This is a genomic window from Streptococcus sp. 27098_8_134 (genome assembly GCF_041431675.1).
Taxonomy (GTDB): Bacteria; Bacillota; Bacilli; order Lactobacillales; family Streptococcaceae; genus Streptococcus; species Streptococcus sanguinis_R.
The window spans coordinates 113,129-137,161 of the sequence record NZ_JAPVYD010000001.1; the positions used below are offsets into that span (position 1 = coordinate 113,129).

The following is a 24,033-nucleotide window of genomic DNA, read 5'->3' on the forward strand; positions in this document are numbered from 1 at the left end:
GTTAAAACCTAAGTTCCTACCTTTTAGTCTTCAGACTTTTTCTTTCTCTTCTCTAAACCAATCAGTCCTAAACCTGATACTCCCGCAAGTAAGCTTGCAGCCAAGTATGAAGTTTCTTCTGTACCAGTCTTAGGAAAGGATTTTGCACTCTCACTCTTAGAAAGAGATGGTGGTGCAGGTGTAATCGTCCGCTCTGGCTGAACAGGAGCTTCTGTCACAGTCGGAACGTAAACTGCTGAAATCGTCTGACCATTACGTTCTTTGCGAATCACTGTCACACCGTCAGCTCGGCCGACAAAGCCAGCTTCCGGTACAAAGGTCACTGTGCCATCTGGCGCAATCGTGTAGGTACCTTGGCCTGGAACAACCTTTTCAGTACTGCCATCCTCGAAAGTTGGAGGAACGGTTGGATCCACGTCTCCTTCAAAGATTGGTTTACCAGTCTGCGGCTGGCCTTTGAGACCGGTGCTGCCGGTATCTTCTGTAGCAGTGCTTCCCAAAACAGTTGGGGTATAGGTAGCCGTCACGGCATTGCCATAAATATCTGAACGCTTCACGACGACTCCGCGAGCAGTTCCGACAAAGTCTGCCTCCGGTACGAAAGTCACTGCCCCCAGCATATTGAAACGATAAGTTCCTTCTCCTGGGACAACCATTTCGGTGCTGCCATCCGCAAAGGTAGGTGCTACTGCCTGGTCAATCGCCCCTTCAAAGGTTGGCGTGCCCGTTTGAGCTTGGCCCTTGCGGCCGCTGGACACACTGTCCTGACTGGTTGATGGTGCAACCACGGTCGGAACATAGCGAGCCGTCACTGAGGTGCCATTCTTATCACGGCGGACAAGGGTCACACCGCTTCCCTTACCAAGGAAATCAGCTTCTGGAGTGAAAGTGACTGTACCGTCTGGTGTGATGGTATAAGTTCCCTCACCTGGAATGATTTTTTCCTTGCTTCCGTCTTCGAAGGTTGGATTTGCTGTTTCATCAATTGGCACCAATGGATCACCTGCTTCGAAGACAGGTTTGCCAGTTTGAACATGCCCCTTGATATTTGTAGATGTGGTATCTTTGCCAGTCGGAGTTACCTTGACAAACTCTGGACTATAGGTAGCCGTTACTGGAGTTCCGTTCTTATCAACACGTTTCACAGTGATTGAATCTGGTTTGCCTACAAACTGCTTCTCTGGTGTGAAGGTCACTGTGCCATCTGGTGCAATGGTGTAAGTTCCCTGACCTGGAATAGCCTTTTTCTTACTGCCATCTTCGAAGGTTGGCTCAGCGGTTTCATCAATTGGAACCAGTGGATCACCACCTTGGAAAGTTGGGGTACCAGTTTGCGGAAGACCTTGTGGGCCAGTGCTAGTCGCATTGGTACCTGTAGGAATCACTTTCGTGAACTCTGGGATGTAGGTAGCCATCACTGGCGTACCGTTTTTATCGACACGTTTTATAGTGATTGAATCTGGTTTACCTACAAACTGCTTGTCTGGGGTGAAGGTCACTGTACCATCTGAAGCGATGGTGTATGTTCCCTCACCTGGAATGGTCTTTTTCTTGCTTCCGTCGTTGAAGCTTGGCTCTACTGTGTCATCGATTGGAACAAGTGGGTCGCCGCCTTGGAAGGTTGGGGTACCCGTTTGCGAAAGACCTTGAGGACCTGTGCTGGTTGCGTTGGTGCCGATTGGCGTAACCTTAGTAAACTCTGGGCTGTATGTAGCCGTTACTGGGCTACCATTCTTATCCACTCGCTTCACAATGATAGGATCCGGTTTACCTACAAATTGCTTGTCTGGCGTGAAAGTTACTGCACCATCTGGTGCAATGGTATAGGTTCCCTGACCTGGAATCACTTTTTCCTTATTGCCATCAGCGAAAGTAGGCTCCACTGTATCATCAATTGGAACCAGTGGATCACCGCCCGCAAAGGTTGGGGTACCCGTTTGCGGAACACCCTGAGGACCGGTGCTAGTCGCTGTGGTGCCAGTTGGAGTTACCTTGGCGAACTCTGGACTGTATGTCGCAGTTACTGGAGTGCCATTTTTATCTACTCGTTTCACAGTCACTGAATCTGGCTTGCCTACAAACTGCTTGTCTGGCGTGAAGGTCACTGCGCCATCTGGTGCAATGGTGTAAGTTCCTTGATCTGGAATAGTCTTCTTCTTGCTTCCATCTTCAAAGGTCGGCTCAACGGTTTCATCAATTGGAACTAATGGATCACCACCTTGGAAAGTTGGTGTACCAGTTTGTGGAACACCCTGAGGACCAGTGCTAGTCGCATTAGTACCTACCGGTGTAACCTTAGTAACAGTTGGCGTGTAAGTTGCGGTTACTTCCGTTCCATTTTTATCAACACGTTTTACTGTAACTGGTGTTGGTGTGCCCACATACTGTTTCTCAGGTATAAAGGTGATAGAACCATCTGAGTTAATTGTGTATCCCCCTACTCCCTGAACAGTCTTCTTAGACTGACCGTCTTCGAAGGTCATTGGAGAATCCATATCAATTGGAACCGCTTGGTCACCGCCTGCAAAGGTTGGGGTACCAATTTGAGGCACACCCTGAGGACCTGTACTAGTCGCATCGGTGCTGGTTGGGGTTACTTGAGTCACTGTAGGTTGGTAAACTGCTTCTGCTGTAGAACCATTCATATCCCTTACACGAAGACGCGCAGGAGTAGGCGTCCCATGGAAATCTGGTGCAGGTTGGAAGCTAATATCTCCATTAGTTTGAACAGTATAAGTTCCTTGTAGCTTGCCACTTGCATCATGAACAAGCAGACTATTAGATTGTTGAATTTGCCCATTAACTACGAATTGTGGTCCCTCTGGCGCTAAAGGCACCGTCGCATTCTGTCCATTAATACTTGCTTGACCTGGAGTAAAGTTTAGGTGACTCGTTTGAAGTTTCCCTTGGAGGCCAGTAGTCTGCATATCTTGACCTGTTGGAGTTGCGGCCTTAACTTCGGCTTGATAAGCAGCGGTTACTTCTGTCCCGTTCATATCAACACGTTTAACAGATTCAGCACTTGGACGGCCAGTGTAGCTAGGAACCGGTTGGAAGGTTACGCGACCTGCGTTATCAACCATATAAGTTCCAACATTCGGAACAACCTTAGTTGTTTGACCGTTATCAAAAGTTGGAGCAACTGCCTCATTAATTGGCACACGATTATCACCTGGTGTAAAAATCAAATTACCAAATTGTTCAGCACCTTGAATACCCTCAGAGTTTGCTCCTTGTGCTGTTGGAACAACACGCGTTACTGTCGGTTGATAGGTTGCACGGTGCTCTGTTCCATCGGTATCATACAATTGTAGGTTAACAGGGTCAACTGTCCCCACAAATGACTTATTCGGAGTGAAAGTCACACGCCCAGTAGCTGGATCTAACTCAAAGGTTCCCACTTCTTGGCCTTGCGAGCTTGCTTTCACGCTTGTTCCAGCAATGCGATTGCCATCAGCATCCAAGAAAGAGACAGGATTCGTTGCAGATGGTTGAGCAGGTGTCTTAGCAGGATTTCCATCATTAAAGACAATATCTTGTACTTGAGGCAAACCTTGTGCGTCCGTCGAACGATGTTCCGTGAAATTCAAAACAGTCGGAATATAGCGGGCATCCATGTTATTCAACTTATCGTTGATAACAGGTTCTCCATTATTCTTCGCAATCCAATCTGTACTTGCGCCATTAGTATCAACACGGCGGATATTAATTCCTTGAGTAGTACCGATATAGCCAGTGCTAGGTTCAAATATCACATCCACATTTGTACCCTTGGCTGTTACTTTATATCGTCCCTCAGCAGTATTGTACCAACCGTCGCCATCTGCTGTTAATGTATTTCCAGCATTGTCCAAAACAAGAGGTGCTACAGTTGTATCAATAGCCGCTTTCTTGCTTTCATCATTTTGATCAATACCTTGAGGTGTAAACTGAAGAGTAGCTTTCTGAGGCTGGCCGATTATTCCCGAACTTTCCTTCTTTTCACCTTTTGGCGGATAGGTCAAGATGACTTCTAAGTCTTCAACTTCCCCACTAAAGGCTGTTCCAGTAGGTTTTTCAATATCTCCCTTATTTAGGGCAATGCGGACCCGCATTCCCAGCTTGCTAACTGCAGGATTGGTCATCGCTGGATTATTCTTAAAATTAACAGTATAGTCACCAGCCGTTGTTACTTCAGTAAATTCGCTGGCCTCATTTTCATCAAAAATACCGTTTTGATTGAAATCAATCCAAGCACGGACATAGGCCTTGCTATTACCATTGGCAGAGGCTTGGAGGCGAACTGAGTAGTCACCATTTTGAAGACGATTGACTCGGAAAAGGTTATTCGTCTTACCTGTCAAATCAGAAGGTAAAAGCTGATCAACCCCTTCGTCTGCGTGATCAGTATCGTCATCATGCCTCCAGTCATTCCCCGAAGTAGTATCAATATCAGCTTCAACTCGACCCAAGAATGGCTGAGGAGTTCTTGCACCCGTATTGGCATCATAGCCAGAAATAGCATGAACAGCATTTCCATAAGAAGCCGGTGCATCCCCCTCATCAACTACCATAAAACCAATCATAGCAGCTTGCTGACCTGAAGAAGCAATATAAATCCCAACTTCTGAAGCACCTCGTGTCATCACAATCGGAACAGTGCGATCTTTAGAAGTATTAGGACCAAAGACCTGAGAACCTAAGCCTCCTGTTTTTTGATCTGGATTAGTAAAAGCAGTCCAGTCGATTACAGGTATAGTCGCATTATCCCCTATGTATTGACCATATCTGTTAGGGTTCATCGGTGCATAAGTGTCGGTAATTACAGACCCATCTGGCCGAACACGTTTCCATTCTGCCAAGTGTTCCCATCCTTGGCCATTGGTCGTGAAGATAGCATACTCCCCTGGGTTGGCTTCTTCTCCATCTGCCATGATAACTGTTGCTTTTACAGGTTTCCCAAGGTAAGTCGCTTCTACCTTGAATTTTATTCCGTAGCTAGCACCATTTTTAGGGACTTGTAATTGAGTCTTTCGGCCATTGGTGTTAATCCCTTGGTCTCGAACAGATGTCCATTGATTCTGCTCCGTTCCTATAATTTTTGGTCTAGCTGAATCTCCCTCAGCTTCTTGCTTTTTATAGTCTTCATTTACATACCTGAACCAAGTGTTTTTCGCATTCGGATCATAGCTATTTTCATACGCAGTACCCTTGACGCGGTCACGATAAATCTCTGTTGAGTGGAAAGGTTTTAATTCCGTCACTGTCAGTTTGATACGATAGCCTGGTGAAATTTCTTTTTCATAGACAGTACCAACTTTAAAGGAATCGTCCGTATCTAAGTTGCTGATGGCACTTTTATCACCAAGATCCAGCCAGTTAATCTGCTTCATCAAGTCTGTGGGATTCTTTTTTTCAGAGTCAGCCAAAGTAGGCTTCTCAATGGTGTTGTTAGGGTCACCATCTCGCAGACCAGTAGGTGCCGCATCCCGTCTTACGCGACGAGAGCGACTAGGCTGAGGAGTCTCTGTAGTTCCTGCCGGTTGAGCAGGAGCTGGTTGGCTGTTTTCCTTAGACTTAACTTCTGCAGGAACAGTTGTTTGCAAAGAGGTAGTTTCTGCAGCTGGCTGCTCACTTGTTGGCTTATCAACTGAATCAGGCTTTGCAGTCGCTACCGCAGACGCATCTTCTGCTTGAACTGCAATAGTGTCAGGCTTACTTTCCTCAGCTGGTGAATTTACTGATTCTGCAGTACTTCCTGCGGAACCTGCTGTACCTGTTTGCGAAACCTCGCTTTGGGTATCAGAACCAACAGTTTCATCAGCGCTAACCTGTGTTGCTGCTCCCAAAAGAAGCAGGGTTGATAAGAGCACAGAACAAACACCGACGTTTAGTTTTCGAATCGAAAACTTACGCAGGTGAGGATTAAATAAATCTTTTCCCATAATAATCTCCTAAATAATCATTTAAATTGCAGCTTTTATTATACACTATTCTATTTTAGTTATCCATATATATAACTATAATTGTAAGAAACTAAGATTATAATTGGACACTTTATTAAAAACAGTCTATTTTCAACAAAAAATAGGAAAGATCCATAAACGAATCTTTCCTATTTTGATTTAGCGGTTAGAAGCTAAGTTCTCACCTCTTAGTCTTCAGACTTTTTCTTCCTCTTCTCTAAGCCAAACAGTCCCAAACCTGATACTCCCGCAAGCAAGCTTGCTGCTAAGTATGAGGTTTCTTCTGTACCAGTCTTAGGAAGGGATTTTGCACCCGCACTCTTAGAAAGTGATGGCGGTGCAGGTGTAATCGTCCGCTCTGGCTGAAAAGGATTTTCTGTCACAGTTGGAACGTAAACCGCTGAAATAGTTTGACCATTGCGGTCTTTGCGAATCACTGTCACACCATCAGCTTGACCGACAAAGCCCGTTTCTGGTACAAAGGTCACAGTGCCATCTGGCGCAATCGTGTAGGTACCTTGGCCTGGAACAACCTTTTCAGTACTTCCATCCTCGAAAGTTGGCGGAACAGTTGGATCCACGTCGCCTTCAAAGATTGGTTTGCCAGTCTGCGGCTGTCCTTTTAGACCTGTGCTGCTGGTATCTTCTGTAGCAGTACTTCCCAAAACAGTTGGGGTATAGGTTGCCGTCACGGCATTGCCATAAATATCTGAACGCTTCACGACAACTCCGCGAGTAGTTCCGACAAAGTCTGCTTCCGGCACAAAGGTCACTGCCCCCAGCATATTGAACCGATAAGTTCCCTCACCTGGGACAACCTTTTCCGTGCTGCCGTCCGCAAAGGTCGGTGCCAGTGCCTGGTCAATCGCCCCTTCAAAGGTTGGCGTGCCCGTTTGAGCTTGGCCCTTGCGGCCACTGGATACACTGTCCTGACTGGTTGATGGTTCAACCACGGTCGGAACATAGCGAGCCGTCACTGAGGTGCCATTCTTATCACGACGGACAAGGGTCACACCGCTTCCCTGACCAAGGAAATCAGTTTCTGGTGTGAAGGTCACTGTACCGTCTGGTGCGATGGTGTATGTTCCCTGACCCGGAATAGTCTTTTCCTTGCTTCCGTCTTCGAAGGTTGGCTCTACTGACTCATCAATTGGAACCAATGGATCACCTGCTTCGAAGATAGGTTTGCCAGTCTGAACATGGCCTTTGATATTTGTAGAGGTCGCATTTTTACCAGTTGGGACTACTGCTTTCACTATTGCTTGATATTTGACAATAACAGGAGTTCCGTTAGCGTCTAAACGAATCAATCCCAGTTCTGACGTTTCACCCTTGAATTGTTTTATTGGGGTGAAGGTCACCTTGTTATCCGCATCCACTTCGAACTTACCAACATTTGGCACTTCTTTAATATTCTTTCCGTTACCAAAGAGTGGAGTCGAACCAGCTGGGAATGGAACTAATTTATGTCCTGGCGTGAAAGTCACTTGACCTTTTTGAACCTGACCTTGCAGACCTTCTGTCTTGGTGCCAGTACCTGTCGGAGTTACCTTGGTGAACTCTGGACTATAGGTCGCTGTCACTGGTGTACCGTTCTTATCCACTCGCTTCACAGTGATTGGATCTGGTTTGCCTACAAACTGCTTGTCTGGGGTGAAAGTCACTGCTCCATCCGGAGTGATGGTGTACGTTCCTTGACCTGGAATGGTCTTCTTCTTGCTGCCATCTGCAAAGGTTGGCTCAACAGTCTCATCAATCGGAACTAGTGGGTCCGCACCTTTGAAGGTCGGAGTGCCTGTTTGCGGAAGACCTTGTGGGCCAGTGCTCGTCACGGTGGTGCCTGTTGGAGTTACTTCTTTCACTACCGCTTGGTACTTAACTGTAACAGGGGTACCATTGATATCAGTGCGAGTCAATTCAAGTTCTGGCGTTTCGCCCTTGAATTGTTTGTCTGGCGTGAAAGTAACCTTGCCGTCTGCATCCACTTCAAACTTTCCAACATTTGGTACTTCTTTAACTGTGGAACCATTGTCAAATAACGGAGTCGAACCTGCTGGGAATGGAACTGAATCATTACCAGGCGTGAAGGTCACTTTGCCTTCTTGGACTTGGCCTTGAAGACCTTCTGTCTTGGCGCCAGTACCAGTTGGAGTCACCTTGGTAAACTCTGGACTGTAAGTCGCAGTTACTGGAGTACCATTCTTATCCACACGTTTAACAGTGATTGGATCAGGTTTGCCTACAAACTGCTTGTCTGGAGTAAAGGTCACTGAGCCATCTGGAGTAATGGTGTAAGTTCCCTGACCTGGAATGGTCTTTTCCTTGCTACCATCGTCGAAGCTTGGCTCAACTGTTTCGTCAATCGGAACCAATGGATCACCACCTGCAAAGGTTGGGGTGCCCGTTTGAGGAAGGCCTTGTGGGCCAGTGCTAGTTGCGGTAGTTCCTATTGGGGTCACTTTCTCAACAGTAGGTGTGTACTTAGCCGTCACTGGTGTACCATTCTTATCTACCCGCTTAACAACAACTGGGTCTGGTGTGCCAACAAATTGCTTGTCCGGTGTGAAAGTAACAGAACCATCTGGTGCCACTTCAAAAGTACCGATATTTGGAACTTCCTTGCGTTTGCTTCCATCATCAAAAGTAGCTGGAGCATCATTATCCATTGGTAGATCTGGATTGCCACTGACAAAGTTTGGCTTACCCGTCTGTGGACGGCCTTGTTTACCAGTGCTAGTTGAGGTGGTACCTGTCGGAGTGACTTCCCTCACTACCGCTTGATATTTGACAGTTACTGGTGTTCCATTGACATCCACACGAGTCAATTCAAGTTCTGGTATTTCACCTTTAAACTGCTTGTCTGGTGTGAAGATCACCTTACCGTCTGCGTCCACTTCAAACTTACCAACATTCGGTACTTCTTTGACAGAAGAGCCATTGTCAAATAACGGCGTCGAACCAGCTGGGAATGGAACAGAGTCATGACCTGGGGTGAAGCTTACTTTACCTTCTTGGACTTGACCTTGCAGACCTTCTGTCTTGGCTCCAGTACCAGTCGGAGTAACAGCAGTCACTGTCGCTTGGTAGTTAGCCTTAGCTACTGTACCATTGACATCTGCGCGACTGAGTTCGATTTCTGGTGTCTTACCGACAAACGTTTTGACTGGAGTAAAGGTGACATTACCCACTCCGTCTACTTCGAACTTACCGACTTTGGCAATTTCTTTCAGATTAGTACCGGTATCAAAGACTGGCGTGCTATTCTCAGGGAAACCTACTTGTGGACTTCCTGCTTCAAAAGTAATCTTACCTTTTTGAACTTGGCCTTGAAGCCCCTCTGTCTGAGCACCTTTCGCCGTCGGAGTGACTTTCTCAACAGTTGGTGCGTACTTAGCTGTCACTGGCGTACCATTCTTATCTACACGCTTAACAACAACTGGGTCTGGTGTACCTACAAATTGCTTGTCAGGTGTAAAGGTGACAGATCCATCTGGTGCTACTTCAAAGGTACCGACATTTGGAACTTCCTTGCGTTTGCTTCCATCATCAAAAGTCGCTGGAGTGTCATTATCCAGTGGTACATCTGGGTCGCCACCGACAAAATTTGGTTTACCCGTTTGTGGACGGCCTTGTGGGCCAGTACTGGTTGAGGTGGTAGCTGTTGGAGTTACCTCTTTCACTACCGCTTGATACTTGACGGTTACTGATGTTCCATTAGCATCAGTGCGAGTCAATTCAAGTTCTGGCGTTTCACCCTTGAATTGTTTGTCTGGTGTGAAGGTTACCTTACCGTCTGCATCCACTTCGAACTTACCAACATTCGGCACTTCTTTAACTGTTGAATTGTTATCGAACAGCGGAGTTGAACCGGCTGGGAATGGAACTGAGTCATGACCAGGCGTAAAGGTCACTTTGCCTTCCTGGACTTGACCTTGTAGGCCTTCTGTCTTAGTTCCAGTACCTGTCGGAGTTACCTTGGTAAACTCTGGACTGTAGGTCGCAGTCACTGGTGTGCCGTTCTTATCGACACGTTTAACAGTGATTGGATCTGGTTTGCCTACAAACTGCTTGTCTGGAGTAAAGGTCACTGCACCATTTGGAGTGACGGTGTATGTTCCCTGGCCTGGAATGGTCTTCTTCTTGCTGCCATCTTCGAAGTTTGGCTCTACGGTTTCATCAATCGGAACTAGTGGGTCGCCACCCGCAAAAGTCGGAGTGCCCGTTTGTGGAACACCTTGAGGTCCTGTACTTGTTGCGTTAGTGCTGGTTGGCGTTACCTTAGTAAACTCTGGGCTGTAGGTAGCCGTTACTGGTGTTCCATTCTTATCAACACGTTTCACAGTAATTGGATCTGGTTTACCTACAAATTGCTTGTTTGGGGTGAAGGTCACTACGCCATCTGGAGTGATGGTGTACGTTCCTTGACCTGGAATGGTTTTTTCCTTGCTGCCATCGTCAAAAGTTGGCTCGACTGTTTCATCGATTGGAACTAGTGGATCCGCAGCTTTGAAGGTTGGGGTTCCTGTTTGCGGGATACCCTGCGGACCGGTGCTCGTAACGGTGGTACCTGTCGGAGTTACTTCTTTCACTACCGCTTGGTACTTAACTGTAACAGGAGTGCCATTGGCGTCCACACGAATGATTCCTAGTTCTGGTGTTTCACCCTTGAACTGTTTGTCTGGAGTGAAGGTCACAATACCATCTGCATCCACTTCGAACTTACCGATATTCGGTACTTCTTTAATATTTTTTCCGTTACCAAATAGCGGAGTCGAACCTGCTGGGAATGGAACTAATTCATGGCCTGGCGTGAAGGTGACATGACCTTTTTGAACCTGACCTTGAAGACCTTCTGTCTTATCACCAGTACCTGTCGGGGTAACAGCTGTCACACTTGCTTGGTAATTAGCTTTTGCTGCTGTACCGTTGACATCTGTACGGCTAAGTTCAACTTCTGGTGTCTTACCGACAAACGATTTGACTGGTGTGAAGGTAACATTCCCCTCCGCATCAACCTCGAACTTACCAACTTTGGCAATTTCTTTGACATTTGTGCCGGTATCAAAGACCGGTGTGCTGTCGGTTGGGAAGCCGACTTGCGGACTTCCGGCTTCAAAAGTAACCTTGCCTTTTTGAACTTGGCCTTGAAGCCCCTCTGTCTGAGCACCTGTCGCTCTTGGAGTCACTTTCTCAACAGTTGGCGTATACTTGGCTGTCACAGGAGTGCCATTTTTGTCCACTCGCTTAACAACAACTGGATCTGGTGTGCCAACATATTGCTTCTCTGGGGTAAAGGTAACAGAACCGTCTGGTGCCACTTCGAAGATACCGACATTTGGAACAACCTTGCGCTTGCTTCCGTCGTCGAAAGTAGCCGGAGTGTCATTATCCAGTGGAACTCCCGGAGTGCCGCTTACTAAGTTTGGCTTGCCTGTTTGTGGACGGCCTTGCTCACCAGTGCTGGTAATATTTGTTCCTGTTGGAGTCACTTCTTTCACTACTGCTTGATATTTGACTGTAACAGGAGTGCCATTCACATCTGCTCGAATCAATGTCAGCTCAGGAGTGGTCCCCTTAAACTGCTTGTCTGGCGTGAAGGTCACCTTACCATTATCATCCACTTCAAATTTACCAACGGTTGGAATCTCTTTTACAGTCAAACCATTGTCAAAGAGCGGAGTTGTTTCAGCTGGGAATGGTACAGAGGCATGACCTGGGGTGAAGGTAACATGACCTTCTTGAACCTGACCTTGCAATCCTTCTGTCTTATCACCAGTACCAGTCGGAGTGACTTTCATGAACTCTGGACTATAAGTCGCAGTTACTGACGTTCCGTTCTTATCGACACGTTTTACAGTAATTGAATCTGGCTTTCCTACAAACTGCTTCTCTGGCATGAAGGTCACTGCGCCATCTGAAGTAATGGTGTAAGTTCCTTGACCTGGAATAGTCTTTTCCTTGCTGCCATCTGCGAAGGTTGGCGTGACTGCTTCATCAATCGGAACTTGCGGATCACCACCTTGGAAAGTTGGGGTACCAGTTTGCGGGATACCCTGAGGACCGGTGCTAGTCACATTAGTACCTGTTGGAGTTACCTTGGTGAATTCTGGACTGTAGGTCGCTGTCACTGGAGTGCCATTCTTATCCACTCGCTTAACGGTAACTGGATCAGGTTTGCCTACAAACTGCTTCTCCGGTGTGAAGGTCACTGCGCCATCTGGAGTGATGGTGTAAGTTCCCTGGCTTGGAATAGTCTTTTCCTTGCTGCCATCTTTGAAGGTAGGCTCGACTGCTTCATCAATCGGAACTAGCGGATCACCACCTTGGAAAGTTGGGGTACCTGTTTGCGGGATACCCTGAGGACCAGTGCTAGTCACATTAGTTCCTGTTGGAGTTACTGATGTAACTGTCGCGATATAAGTGACTTTTGCTGCAATACCATTTGCATCTTTGCGAGAAATGCTAATTTCTGGCGTTTCACCTACAAAGCGCTTGTCTGGCATGAAGGTGACATTGCCCTCAGCATCTACTTCGAACTTACCGACTTTGGCAATTTCTTTCACATTCGTACCCGTGTCAAAGACTGGCGTGCTATTGGCTGGGAATTCTACTTTTGGATCGCCAGCTTTAAAAGTTACACGGCCCTTTTGGACTTGGCCTTGCGGACCTTCTGTCTGATCTCCAGTTCCCGTCGGAGTCACAGCGGTCACAGTCGCCCGATATTTGGCCTTGGCTACTGTACCATTAACATCTGTACGGCTGAGTTCGACTTCTGGAGTTTTGCCTACAAAGGTTTTGACTGGAGTAAAGGTGACATTACCCTCCGTATCAACCTCGAACTTACCGACTTTGGCAATTTCTTTCACATTCGTGCCGGTGTCAAAGACTGGGGTGCTGTTTTCTGGGAAACCAACTTGAGGACTTCCTGGTTCAAAAGTAACTTTTCCTTTTTGAACTTGGCCTTGAGGGCCTTTCGTCTGAGCGCCTGTTGCTTTTGGGGTCACCTTCTCAACAGTAGGCGTGTACTTAGCCGTCACAGGAGTGCCATTCTTATCTACACGCTTAACAACAACCGGGTCTGGTGTCCCAACATATTGCTTGTCTGGTGTGAAAGTGACAGATCCATCTGGTGCCACTTCAAAGATACCAACATTTGGAACCACCTTGCGCTTGCTTCCGTCGTCGAAAGTCGCAGGAGTGTCATTATCAAGTGGTACATCTGGGTTGCCACTGACAAAGTTTGGCTTACCTGTCTGTGGACGGCCTTGTTTACCAGTGCTGGTGATGTTTGTCCCTGTTGGAGTTACAGCAGTGACTGTCGCTTTGTAGATAGCTGTAGCTGTGCTGCCATTCCTATCTGTACGAGTAATCCTGATGTCTGGCGTAAGGCCTTTAAATTGTTTCTCTGGAGTAAAGGTTACATTTCCATCCCCATCCACTTCAAACTTACCAACAGTAGGCACTTCTTTAACAGTCGAACCGTTGTCAAAGAGCGGAGTTGAGCCAGCTGGAAAGGCCACCGTTTGTGTTTGACCGTTGACTTGCGCAGAACCTTCTGTGAAGCTGACTTTTCCTCGCTGAACTTGGCCTTGTATACCACTGGTTTCAGCATTCGTCGCACTTGGTGCTGCTGCTTTCACATCAGCCTGATAGGTAGCTGTTACTTCTGTTCCATTGACATCTACTCGCTTGACAGTCTCTGCCGCTGGCCGTCCAGTATAAGTCGGCAGTGGAGTGAAGGTAACTAAGCCTTGATTATCCACCTGATAAGTGCCGACACCAGCAACTGTTTTAGTTTGGCTGCCATTATCAAAGATTGGCAACTTCTTGCTATCAATAGGCACACGATTATGGCCTGGATTAAAGGTCAATTGCCCTGTCTGAACTGCACCTTGAATGCCCTCGCTGCTGGCACCTTGAGCAGTCGGTCTAACAGGAGTCACCTTTGGCTGATAAACAGCTTGGTGCGGAATACCTTTGCCATCAAGCATTTGAACAGACACAGGGTCAACAGTACCAACAAAGTTTTTGTTTGGTTTGAAAGTAATCTTACCAGTTGCAGGCTCAACTTGAAAACGACCAACTTCCTGACCATTTGATAAAGCTGGAACTCTTGTATCATCTGTAGTCGTTCCATCTGCTTTCACAAATTTTACAGGATTTGCTGTACTTGGACTTGCTGGAGTTTTGCTAGCATCTCCATCATTAAAGACAGGCGTCTTTTCTTGCGTCAGTCCTTGAGCATCCCTTGTTTCATACTTAGACACATTCAGCACGGTTGGTACATAGCGTCCGTCCATGGTGTTGAGCTGGTCATTGATGACTGCTTCAGCCTGATTTTTGGCAATCCAATCCGTACTTGCCCCGTTAGTATCAAAACGACGGATGTTAATCCCCTGAGCTGTGCCGATAAAGCCAGCTTTAGGCTCATATACCACATCTACATCAGCAACGTTTGCAGTTACTTTATAACGGCCTTCAGCAGTGTTATACCAGCCTGCTGCATCAGCAGTCAGGGCATTTCCTCTCGCATCCAATACAATCGGAGCTTTAGTAGTATCAATCGCTACTCTCTTATTTTCAGTATTTTGAGCAATCCCCTGCGGAGTGAAATGAAGAGTGGCTGTCTGTCTCTGATCACGGATTCCAGTACTTTCCTTCTTCTCGCCTTTTGGTGGATAGGTCAGTTCAACTTCTAGGTCTTCCACCTCACCACTAAATGCAGTTCCGGTAGGTTTTTCAATATCTCCCTTGTTCAAGGCAATACGAACCCGCATTCCCAGCTTGCTAAGTTCAGGATTGGTCATGGCTGGATTCTTCTTAAAGTTGACAGTATAATCTCCCGCAGTTGTTACTTCGGTAAATTCACTGGCTTCGTCTTCGTCAAAGACACCATTATTATTGAAGTCAATCCAGGCACGAACATAGGCTTTTTCATATCCGTTAGCCGAAGCATGGATGCGGAGAGAATAATCTCCGTCACGCAGACGGTTTACTGGAAAAAGACCATTGGTTTTCCCGACTAAATCATCAGACAAGAGCTGATTAATACCTTCATCGGCTAAATCATTCTGATCGTCATGCTTCCAGTTGTTTCCAGATGTGGTATCAATATCAGCCGCAACACGGCCCAAGAATGGCTGTGGATTTTGACCGCCAGTTTCTGCATTGTATCTTGAAATAGCATGGATAGCTTTTCCATAAGAATCCGGTGCATCACCTTCATCGATTGCCATAAAACCAATCATCGCAGCCTGCTGACCAGAAGAAGCTATGTAAATACCAACCTCTGATGCACCACGAGTCATCACAAGTGGAATCGTATTATTTCTAGAAATGTTCGGTCCAAATACTTGACTTCCCAGTCCGCCAGTCTTTTGGTCAGGACTGACATAGGCCTGCCAATGAACACCAGTACCGTCATCTCCAATAAATTGGCCTTCTGTAGTAGGCTTCATCGGCTTATAGGTTTCTGTAATCTCAGTAGTCACACCATTTGCGTCTGTAACTGTACGCTTCCACTCGGCTAAATATGTTCCCAACCCTTACCATTGGTTGTAAAGATAGCGTACTCACCCGGATTGGCTTCTTCACCATCAGCCATGACAACTGTTGCTTTAACTGGCTTCCCACGATATCTAGCTTCAACTTTGAACTTCACACCATAGTTGGCTTCATCTTTAGGAACCTGCAGTTGAGTCTTACGCCCCTTGGTATCAATTCCTTCTGACTTAATTGCTGAATATTGATTTTGAGCTGCACCAGTAATTTTAGGACGGTAATCATCACCATACCAATACTGATAAGCATAATTATTACTATTGTTATACTGAAGCCAAGTATTTTTTGCATTGGGATCATAACTGCTTTCGTACTCAGTTCCCTTAACTCGATCACGATAGATCTCTGTCGCATAGAAAGGTTTCAATTCCGTCACGGTCAGTTTGACCACATAGCCCGGCGAAATCTCTTTTTCATATACTGTTCCAACTTTAAAGGATCCATCTTTATCTAGATTTCTCAGTGATTTAGTATCACCAAAATCCAGCCAGTTTACCTGCTTCATCAACTCATCAGAGCGTTTTCTTACTGACTCTTCCAGCGTAGGCTTAGAAACTGTAGGATTAGCGGTCGCATCTCTTAAAGCAGAGCTAGATTGACCAGCAGGACTGGTAGTACGAAATGATGTTCCTGTCTCCATTGGCTGGCCATTACGCTCGGACCTCGGCATAGCTGCAGAACTTGGTTTTGGCGTATATTGTACTGAATAAGAGCGAGTCCGACTAGCTTCAGCTGGTCTTGCTTCATTAGGGGTCTCAGCTGTCTGATTAGCTTCTTTCGCCTTTTCAGGTGTCGCTTGCTCTGGAGCTGCAGCTGGACTTACCAACTGATTTTGATCAGCACTTGCTTCTGAGCTAGCTGTTTCTGAAACAGCAGATGTTGCTGTATTCTCAAGAGCAGGCTGACTGACAGCAGAGTCCGTCGGTTTTTCTGGCAGTGAGATATTATCATCTACAGATCCGTTGGCAGTTTCATCTGCATTGACTGTAGCCGCAGTACCTAAAAGGAAAACGGTAGATAATAATACCGAGCAAACTCCGACATTTAATTTTCGAATTGAAAACTTGTTTAAATGGGGATTAAATAATTCTTTTCCCATAGAATCTCCTATATTAATATTTAATAGCAACTGGTATTATACAACATTTATATTTAGTTAGCCATGGATATGACTGTAGTTGAGGGCTATTGTGTCCAAAAATGGACACATAAAAAAAAGGCTCCATTTTTATAGTAAAAAAGAAGATCCGCAAACGAATCTTCTCACTTTTAACCTTCTGATAAAACCTTATCTAACTTTTCCTGCAAGGCTGCTAATTCCCAACCTTCGATTTCTTTTAGCTTATGATTGGTCACTGCCAGCCCCTCATATTTGAGTCCGCAGTTCCGGCAAAAGCGGTTCATGACGTAGTCCAGCATTTCAATTTCTTTGCTAGGCTGAGAACCTTGCAAGAGCAAGAATACCTTTTTGCCCTTAAGTGCTTCCTGCGGCTCATGCACATCAGCCACTCGGTCCAACAGAGTTTTTAGCAAGCCTGAAAAAGACCACCAATAAATAGGACTGGTAAACACCAAAACATCGGCTTGGCTCAGCTGCTCATAGACTTGAAAGAACTGATCGTTTTCTGCCGACTGGCCATATTGCTCAATATGGTAGTCTACTAATTGAAGAGCCTCATAATCTCTATCTCGCAGAAAAAAGTGCCCCAGCTTAAAACTATTGCCATTCCTATTTGGGCTGGCGTTTACCAAATAAATCATAGCTTCACTTCTCCTCTATTCTTTTTCCAATTATATCAAAAAAAGAGGCAGCAAACAATGCTAGCCCCTGCTATTTATTCCGACTTTTCCATATCTTCTTTCATCTCATCCATATTAAACTTAGCAAAGAGATACTTGCGATCTTGTACCGGGAAACGCTGATCCAGCTGGTCTACAGCACCCAACTCGACGACACCTTCCCTGATGACAAAGTCCATAACATGTCCGCCAAAAGTCAGATCATCCGATACAAAATGCAGATGATAGCCTGCCAGACTGACCCCGTGGAAAATCTCTGGCGTCCAGATACCGACGATGGTACCTGTGACATTTTCCTTACGATACTCAGGCTGATTAACCGCTACTTCTGCAAACTTCCGCTCCGTTGTAGACTTGGGAATCATCCGGACGTGCATGCGGGCGAAATCGCCATGAATCTTGATAGAGCGGAAAAGATTTTCCCCATCATAGTAAGACTCAATTCTCTTCTCCAGCTCCTTGTCATCCATCTCAAAGCGCTGACGGAAAATGACCTCCGCCTGATGGGGAACCACTGCCGCATAAGGCACTGTCATATCCGGTGACACCTCAACGACTTCTGGCACTTCTCCAGATCCCTTTGCCTGATAAGCCTTACCATCGAGAATAATGAGCTCACCATCAATAGAGTCCAACGTTCCCAAACCCAAATCTCCATACTGCAGCAGCTCCCCAACAGTCATACTACCGTCGTAAAGACCAGCCATCAAAGCTCCCAAAGTATTATATTGAAATAATTTGATTGGTTCTGCCATTCTTTTTCCTTAATCTTTCTCTTCTTAAAAATATTATCGCCTATCCAGCTAAGCTTTATTCATCCTTATTACATGTGCTTACTGAATTTCTACCGCCAATCATTATACCATAAATCGCGGGAAAGGGCTGAGCGAGTGCTCTTATAGGCTTTCATAAAGTTCCTGCATACTAGCATCATCAGGTACTAGTCTCAAGTAAGAAACTGCAGCCCTTTTAGCTTCTTCGAATCTGCCTAGTTCTCGCAAAAGATAGACATACTGCTCTAGAAACTCTGGATTATCTTGCAGTTCACGAGCCAGTTGATTATAGAGTTCCTCTGCTTTTTCCAGATTTTCCAAGGCCTGATAAGCACGCGCCAGATTCCAGCGGGTCAAGGCATTATCGACTTCTTGCCCTGCAAATTCTAAAATATCCTCATAGCGCTCCTGCTCCAAGTAAAGAGTAGTCAGTCGCAAGGCAATCTCTTCCATATCATCCGCATCTTCCTGAGCCTGCAAGAGATAATGTTCAGCCGCTTTCTCATCATGAAGTTCATAAGAAAGCTGTGAGGCTAGGAGCAAGAGCCGAGTCTCAAAAGGATTCTTAGCCAAGCCCTGCTGGGCGAGCGTCAGAGCTTCAGCCGTCCGATGCTCTCCATGAAGAGATAGGGCATAGCCATACTCGTAGCCTTCAAAATCCGGCGACAGAGTATCCAGCTGCTTGAAATAAAGATTAGCTTTCTGATATTCTTCCTGGTCTGCTAATATAGTTGCCAGCTCATAAACCGCAGCATCGTCATACTCCAGCTCAACAGCTTTCTCCAAAAACTCAATAGCCGCTGCAAATTTTCCAAGACTGGCATAGCAGACCCCAATCCGCTGATAGGTTGAGACGCCTGTCTGTTCAAAGATTGAGCGATTGTCTAGCTGGGCATATTCCTTAATCGCCTGAGAAAAATCCCCCAACTCCAAATCTATCTCAGCCAGACCAAAGGTTACTAAAGCCTCATCAGTCAGCTCTGCTGCCTGAGCTAATTTTTCACGAGCCACATCAGGAAGCCCCTCTAGCTGATAGAGGTCAGCCTTAGCCAAGAGAGCAGCGACATACCAGTCACTGCTTGGCTGAATCTCCTCCAGATAGGCAAAAGCCTGCTCCAAGTCCCCATCGTCACTGGCAATAGCTGCCAGACTGATATAAGAAGCTGGATAGTCAGGGGCCAACTTTTCAAAAATACGCTTGGCCTGAGGGAAAAAGCCGATACTCTCTAAGTAATCGGCCAAATCCAATAATTCTTCTTCGCTGTCTGTAGTCAGGGCTTGCTCGAAATAGCGGTCAGCCAGAGCTAGGTCCTGCTCCTGTAAAGCTGCCAACATTTGCTCACTCTTGCTCACTGATTTCTCCTTCTTGTTCAAAATCGGCTTCATAGAGGCCACTTACTTTCTGATACCACTTAAAGATGGCCGCAATGGCAACCTTGGCTGAAGCATAGGCGGGAATTCCCAGGAAAACGCCCCAAATCCCAAACATGGTACCAGAAGTCAATAATACGAATAAAATCGTAATTGGATGAATACTGAGCTGACTGCCCAAGACCAAAGGAGAAACAAAACGCCCCTCGATTGTCTGCTCAACGATGAAAACGACAATAACTTTAGCCAGCATCACTGGACCGCCAGCAATCAAACCGATTGCCAGAGCCGGAAGCATAGCCAAAAAACTGCCCAGATAAGGCACCAGATTGAGAACGCCCGCAATTACTCCAAGAGTGACACCATAGCGCAGGCCAATAATCTTGAAGAAAACAATAAACATCAGAGCTACAATGATAGCGACCGTCACCTGACCGCGCACATAGTTGGCCAGCTGGCTGTTGATATCCGTCATCACTTGACCAAAGGAAGCGCGGAATTTAGTTGGCAGAAACTGGGTCACATAGCCTTTCAGATTTTTTCCATCTCTCAGCAGGTAAAAAAGGATAAACGGCATGATGATAATAGCCACGACAATCTGCGAAGTTGTACTAATCAAGTTCCCTGCCCAATTAACTGCCCGCGATGAAAAATTGCTGGCCCAATCTGTAATCTGGCTTGACAGATTGCTAGTATATTCCTCAATCTGCGGCTTAAAATCTGCCGAAATATACTTAGTTACGACATCATCGATGAACTTGTCAGCCTGCTTCAGATAAGCTGGAACATTTCTGACAAAGGCCATGACCTGATGCTGCAAGCTAGGAATAGCAACAGCCAAGCCCCAGATAATCAAAAAAGCAATTAAAACAAAGACAATAGTAATAGCAACCAGTCTATTAATCTTATGCTTTTCCATCCAGTCAACAATCGGATTTAACAGATAATAAAGCAGACCAGCTAAAATAACCGGCAGCATGATTACTCCCAAAAACTCAATGACTGGGCTAAAAATAAAACTGATTTTACTAAGTATAAAAATATTCAGTCCCATCAAAAGGGTTACTAGAAATACTGTAATGGCCTTGTTATCCAAAAACCATTTAAAAAACCAAGATAGGCTAAAATCTTTTTCTTTGTGCTCCATATTCTCCTCCTTTAACTCGTCATTTCATTGTAACATTTTTCAAAGAAAAATTCTCAGCTCAGCTATAGGGAAAAGCAAAAAAAGAGAGGTGCCAGAAGACTTGTATTTTTCACAAAATACAGCTTCTGACTTCTCTCTTCTGCTTCAGCAGGGCCAGCTAGAATGCAAGGCTATTTCTCGACAACCGGCAGAGAAATGCTAAAGCGCATCTTCCGTCCATCAACGGCTTCAAACTGATATCGCAGACCATGCTTTTCCAAAATCTGCTGAACGATAAAGAGTCCCAGACCAGTTCCACCATCCTTACGATTGCGACTGTAGTCTGGCCGGTAGAAAGGCTGAAAAATCTGCTGGATTTGGTCTTTGTTTAAGACTCGTTCTGCCTCATTTTCGATGACTAGCTTACGCTCTTCCAGCCTGAGTAGAATCTGTCCGCCTTCTACTGTATAATGAAAGGCATTGTCCAGAAGATTCTTGATAGCCTTGAGCAGGTAGGTCCTATTTCCTTTGACCGATACTTCTGCCAGTTCCACCTGAAAATGGTAGTGTCTGACATCTGCTAAAACTCGATAGGTACTCAGATTTTCCTCCAAGACCTGCTTGAGTGAAAAGACTTCCTGTTCAGTTTCAGTCTTCATCTCCAGTTTAGAAATGGCTAAGATAGACTGGACTAACTCCGACTGCTCCTCTAGGATTTCTCGGCACTTCTGCAAGTACTTGTCGCGATCCTTGAACTCTCCAACACCATAAATCATGCCATCAACCATCCCCATCATGCTGGTAATGGGTGTCTTGAGCTCATGCGATGTCATCCGCAGAAACTCAGCTTTTTCCCGCTCGCTTTCTGCTACCTTTTCATTTTCTAGGCGCAGAGCCTCGATACTGGTCAGTAGATTAGCATAAAGATGATTGATGTCTTGGGCCAACTCAGCAATCTCATCCCGACCCTTGACCTGACAGGTCACATCTGGAGCCAGACTCGTCATTTGACGGGTGCTCTTAGAGATGGCTTTAATCCGCTGACTGGAAGTCCGGCTGTAGAGATAGGCAGCCAGACCGCCTAGACTCAGAGATATGATCAAGACAAATGGATAGAGATTGAGCAAAATCCGACTAGCATCAGAAACCGGCTGTAAGGAATATTCCCCTCTCAGGACAACTTCTTTACCATCTGAAGTTCGAAAGCTTTCTGATAAACTCTTGCTCTCATAGTCGCTGTTGGCAATCGTTGGAACGATGGTCAACTGCAAAGAGCTTTCATCGCCAGCTTCGAGTGAAGGATAGAGAATCGTATTGTCTTTGGCCAGCAAGGTAAACCAAATCAGATTGCTCTTTTTACTATAATCGCTCAAGAGCTCGCCGATTTGCTGACTGGACTTTCCTTTGACTTGCTTGGAAACTTGGTCAAATTCTCTCTTAGCTTCTCCACTCTTAACCTGCTGATAATACACCGGCATGGCAAAGTAAAGACTGGCTAGAACGATAGTCACTACCACGAAAATGATGGACGAGGTCAAGAGAAAGTTCTTTTTGACAATTTTCACTTGTCTTCTCCTCCAAGCTGGTAGCCCATACCTGTAATGGTTTTCAGCGGCACACCAGGAATCTTTTTGCGGATATTCTTGATATGATTATCCAGTACCCGACTATCCAGCTCGCTGTAGCCCCAAATGGTATTCATCAGCTGATCTCGGGTCACCAAATGGCCTTTCCTCTTAGCCAGAGTCTGCAAGATTTCATATTCTTTCTTGGTCAGAGGCATCTTCTCACCCTGCCAGTAAACCGTGCAGTCATCAATAGAAACCGTCAGGTCGCCAACAGCAATCTCTGAAGCAACCGTATTTCTGCGCAGAATATTCTCAATCCGTTTGACCAAGATTAGCGGTGAAAAAGGCTTGGTTACATAATCACTGATGAGATGGTTAAAGCTGACCAGCTGTGTATACTCGTCATCCAGTGCTGTCAAAATCATGACCGGAATCTGAGAAGTCTTGCGGATTTCCTTCAGTACTTCCAGTCCGCTCTTGGTTGGCAACATCATATCTAAGATGACCAGATCAAAGGGCTCTTCTTCAAAAGCCTGCAAAGCATCGCCTCCGTCAAAGACTGGCCTTACCTCATACTGACTTTCCTTTAAAAACTCGCAAATCACTTGATTAATCGTCGTATCATCTTCCACCACTAGAATCTTGTGCATACTTAGATCTTTCTCCTTTACCTATTCAAATCTCAGGGCTTCGATTGGATCCAACTTGGATGCTTTCACAGCTGGCAGGAGCCCAAATACTACTCCTATTATACAACAAAAGAGCAAACTTACAAAGACAGAAAAGAGGGATAAAATATACGGATAGGCTAGAGACTGGGTGATGGCAAAGCCCGAGGCGATACCAGCCACCACGCCAATAATCCCTCCCATCAGAGTCAGGATAACTGCCTCAATCAGGAACTGCTTGAGAATAATCTTCCGCCGAGCTCCCAGGGCCTTTTTAATCCCGATTTCACGAGTCCGCTCTGTCACTGAAACTAGCATGATATTCATAACACCGATACCTCCGACTAGGAGGGAGATACTGGCAATACCTGCTAGCAAGACGAAGTTAGACTTGTTGAGATTGTCCAGCTGCCGTTCAAATTCCTGCAGGTTGAGCACACCAAACATATAGTCTGACGGTGGCATTTGCTGATTGAGATAATCACTGACCTTCTTGGCCACCTTCTTCAAATCATCGGCCTTATGGGTTTGGACAGTCACTTCTGGACTGACATTAATGGTATCAAAAATCCGATGCCACTGCTGCAGGGGAATATAGGCCACCTTTTCCGCACCAGCTGTTAAACCACTCTGCTCAGTCGACTCAAACACGCCAATGACCTTAAAGGGATTGCCTAAGACTTCAACATATTTGCCGATACCATCACCCTTTGGAAAAAGACTGTCATAAAGGGACTTTTCCAGATAGGTCACCTGCTCTTGATTTTTAAAGGCTTCTGAGTCAAATCCTTCACCTTCTAGCAGACGTTGCTGCTTGATGTCAGCGGCTGTCTGCGAAACAGCCTGAATCTTCCCAGATGACTTTTGGCTCAGGTAGTAAATCTTCTCATCTGTACCATAGGTCAGCAGAGCATTCTTGACCCCAGAGATTTCCTTAATCTTGCTCAGCACATCCTCTCCCATAAAGGGAATATAAGAAGGCTTCTGAGCTTGAGATTTCTCTGGAATGGTTGGATCGATGGCGCTTTTCTTGTCATAAACGACCTTGATTGTGTTATTGTTGCCGCCGATGAGCTGACGCTTGGTATTTTCCGTATTTCCCTCAATGATAGAAAAGATAGCGATGATAGCGCCTATCCCGATGATAATCCCCAACATGGTCAGCATAGAGCGCATTTTATGCGACAAGATTGAATTCAGAGCTACAAAAATATCTTCCAT

10 protein-coding genes are annotated in these 24,033 nt (G+C 45.9%); all 10 read right to left on the reverse strand.

The window, feature by feature from the left end:
• Positions 1-23: 23 nt before the first annotated feature.
• Positions 24-5,924, reverse strand: coding sequence for a CshA/CshB family fibrillar adhesin-related protein (locus O3620_RS00520; RefSeq protein ID WP_371601302.1), 5,901 nt, complete (start codon positions 5,922-5,924; stop codon positions 24-26).
• Between the two features lie 209 nt (positions 5,925-6,133).
• A complete protein-coding gene (locus tag O3620_RS00525) occupies positions 6,134-15,487 on the reverse strand; it encodes a GEVED domain-containing protein (protein WP_371601303.1) in 9,354 nt (3,117 codons plus the stop codon).
• Positions 15,472-16,605, reverse strand: a complete 1,134-nt coding sequence (locus O3620_RS00530) for a CshA/CshB family fibrillar adhesin-related protein (RefSeq protein ID WP_371601304.1) — start codon at positions 16,603-16,605, stop codon at positions 15,472-15,474. Before O3620_RS00530 ends, O3620_RS00525 begins: the two co-directional genes overlap by 16 nt.
• A 170-nt stretch (positions 16,606-16,775) precedes the next feature.
• On the reverse strand, positions 16,776-17,267 hold the full coding sequence (locus tag O3620_RS00535) for a flavodoxin family protein (protein ID WP_002919258.1): 492 nt from the start codon (positions 17,265-17,267) through the stop codon (positions 16,776-16,778).
• 74 nt (positions 17,268-17,341) lie between these two features.
• Positions 17,342-18,061: an acetolactate decarboxylase gene (gene budA, locus O3620_RS00540; RefSeq protein ID WP_002919260.1), complete on the reverse strand. Its 720-nt coding sequence runs from the start codon at positions 18,059-18,061 to the stop codon at positions 17,342-17,344.
• A 141-nt stretch (positions 18,062-18,202) separates the two neighbouring features.
• Complete coding sequence (locus O3620_RS00545) at positions 18,203-19,432, reverse strand: tetratricopeptide repeat protein (protein WP_080558656.1); 1,230 nt, start codon at positions 19,430-19,432, stop codon at positions 18,203-18,205.
• Positions 19,419-20,597, reverse strand: coding sequence for an AI-2E family transporter (locus tag O3620_RS00550; RefSeq protein ID WP_002906828.1), 1,179 nt, complete (start codon positions 20,595-20,597; stop codon positions 19,419-19,421). Before O3620_RS00550 ends, O3620_RS00545 begins: the two co-directional genes overlap by 14 nt.
• 170 nt (positions 20,598-20,767) lie before the next feature.
• Positions 20,768-22,141, reverse strand: a complete 1,374-nt coding sequence (locus O3620_RS00555) for a cell wall metabolism sensor histidine kinase WalK (protein WP_002919263.1) — start codon at positions 22,139-22,141, stop codon at positions 20,768-20,770.
• Positions 22,138-22,794 (reverse strand): response regulator transcription factor, encoded by a 657-nt coding sequence (locus O3620_RS00560; RefSeq protein ID WP_002897805.1) that lies wholly within the window; start codon positions 22,792-22,794, stop codon positions 22,138-22,140. The genes O3620_RS00555 and O3620_RS00560 overlap by 4 nt, the downstream gene beginning before the upstream one ends.
• A 21-nt stretch (positions 22,795-22,815) precedes the next feature.
• Positions 22,816-24,033, reverse strand: a complete 1,218-nt coding sequence (locus tag O3620_RS00565) for an ABC transporter permease (RefSeq protein ID WP_002897806.1) — start codon at positions 24,031-24,033, stop codon at positions 22,816-22,818.

Excerpts from the sequence above, each read along its gene's own strand:
- O3620_RS00520 (WP_371601302.1), bottom strand. The coding sequence starts at position 5,924 with ATGGGAAAAGATTTATTTAATCCTCACCTGCGTAAGTTTTCGATTCGA.
- O3620_RS00530 (WP_371601304.1), bottom strand. The coding sequence starts at position 16,605 with ATGGGAAAAGAATTATTTAATCCCCATTTAAACAAGTTTTCAATTCGA.
- O3620_RS00535 (WP_002919258.1), bottom strand. The coding sequence starts at position 17,267 with ATGATTTATTTGGTAAACGCCAGCCCAAATAGGAATGGCAATAGTTTT.
- budA (WP_002919260.1), bottom strand. The coding sequence starts at position 18,061 with ATGGCAGAACCAATCAAATTATTTCAATATAATACTTTGGGAGCTTTG.
- O3620_RS00550 (WP_002906828.1), bottom strand. The coding sequence starts at position 20,597 with ATGGAGCACAAAGAAAAAGATTTTAGCCTATCTTGGTTTTTTAAATGG.
- O3620_RS00560 (WP_002897805.1), bottom strand. The coding sequence starts at position 22,794 with ATGCACAAGATTCTAGTGGTGGAAGATGATACGACGATTAATCAAGTG.
- O3620_RS00565 (WP_002897806.1), bottom strand. The coding sequence starts at position 24,033 with ATGGAAGATATTTTTGTAGCTCTGAATTCAATCTTGTCGCATAAAATG.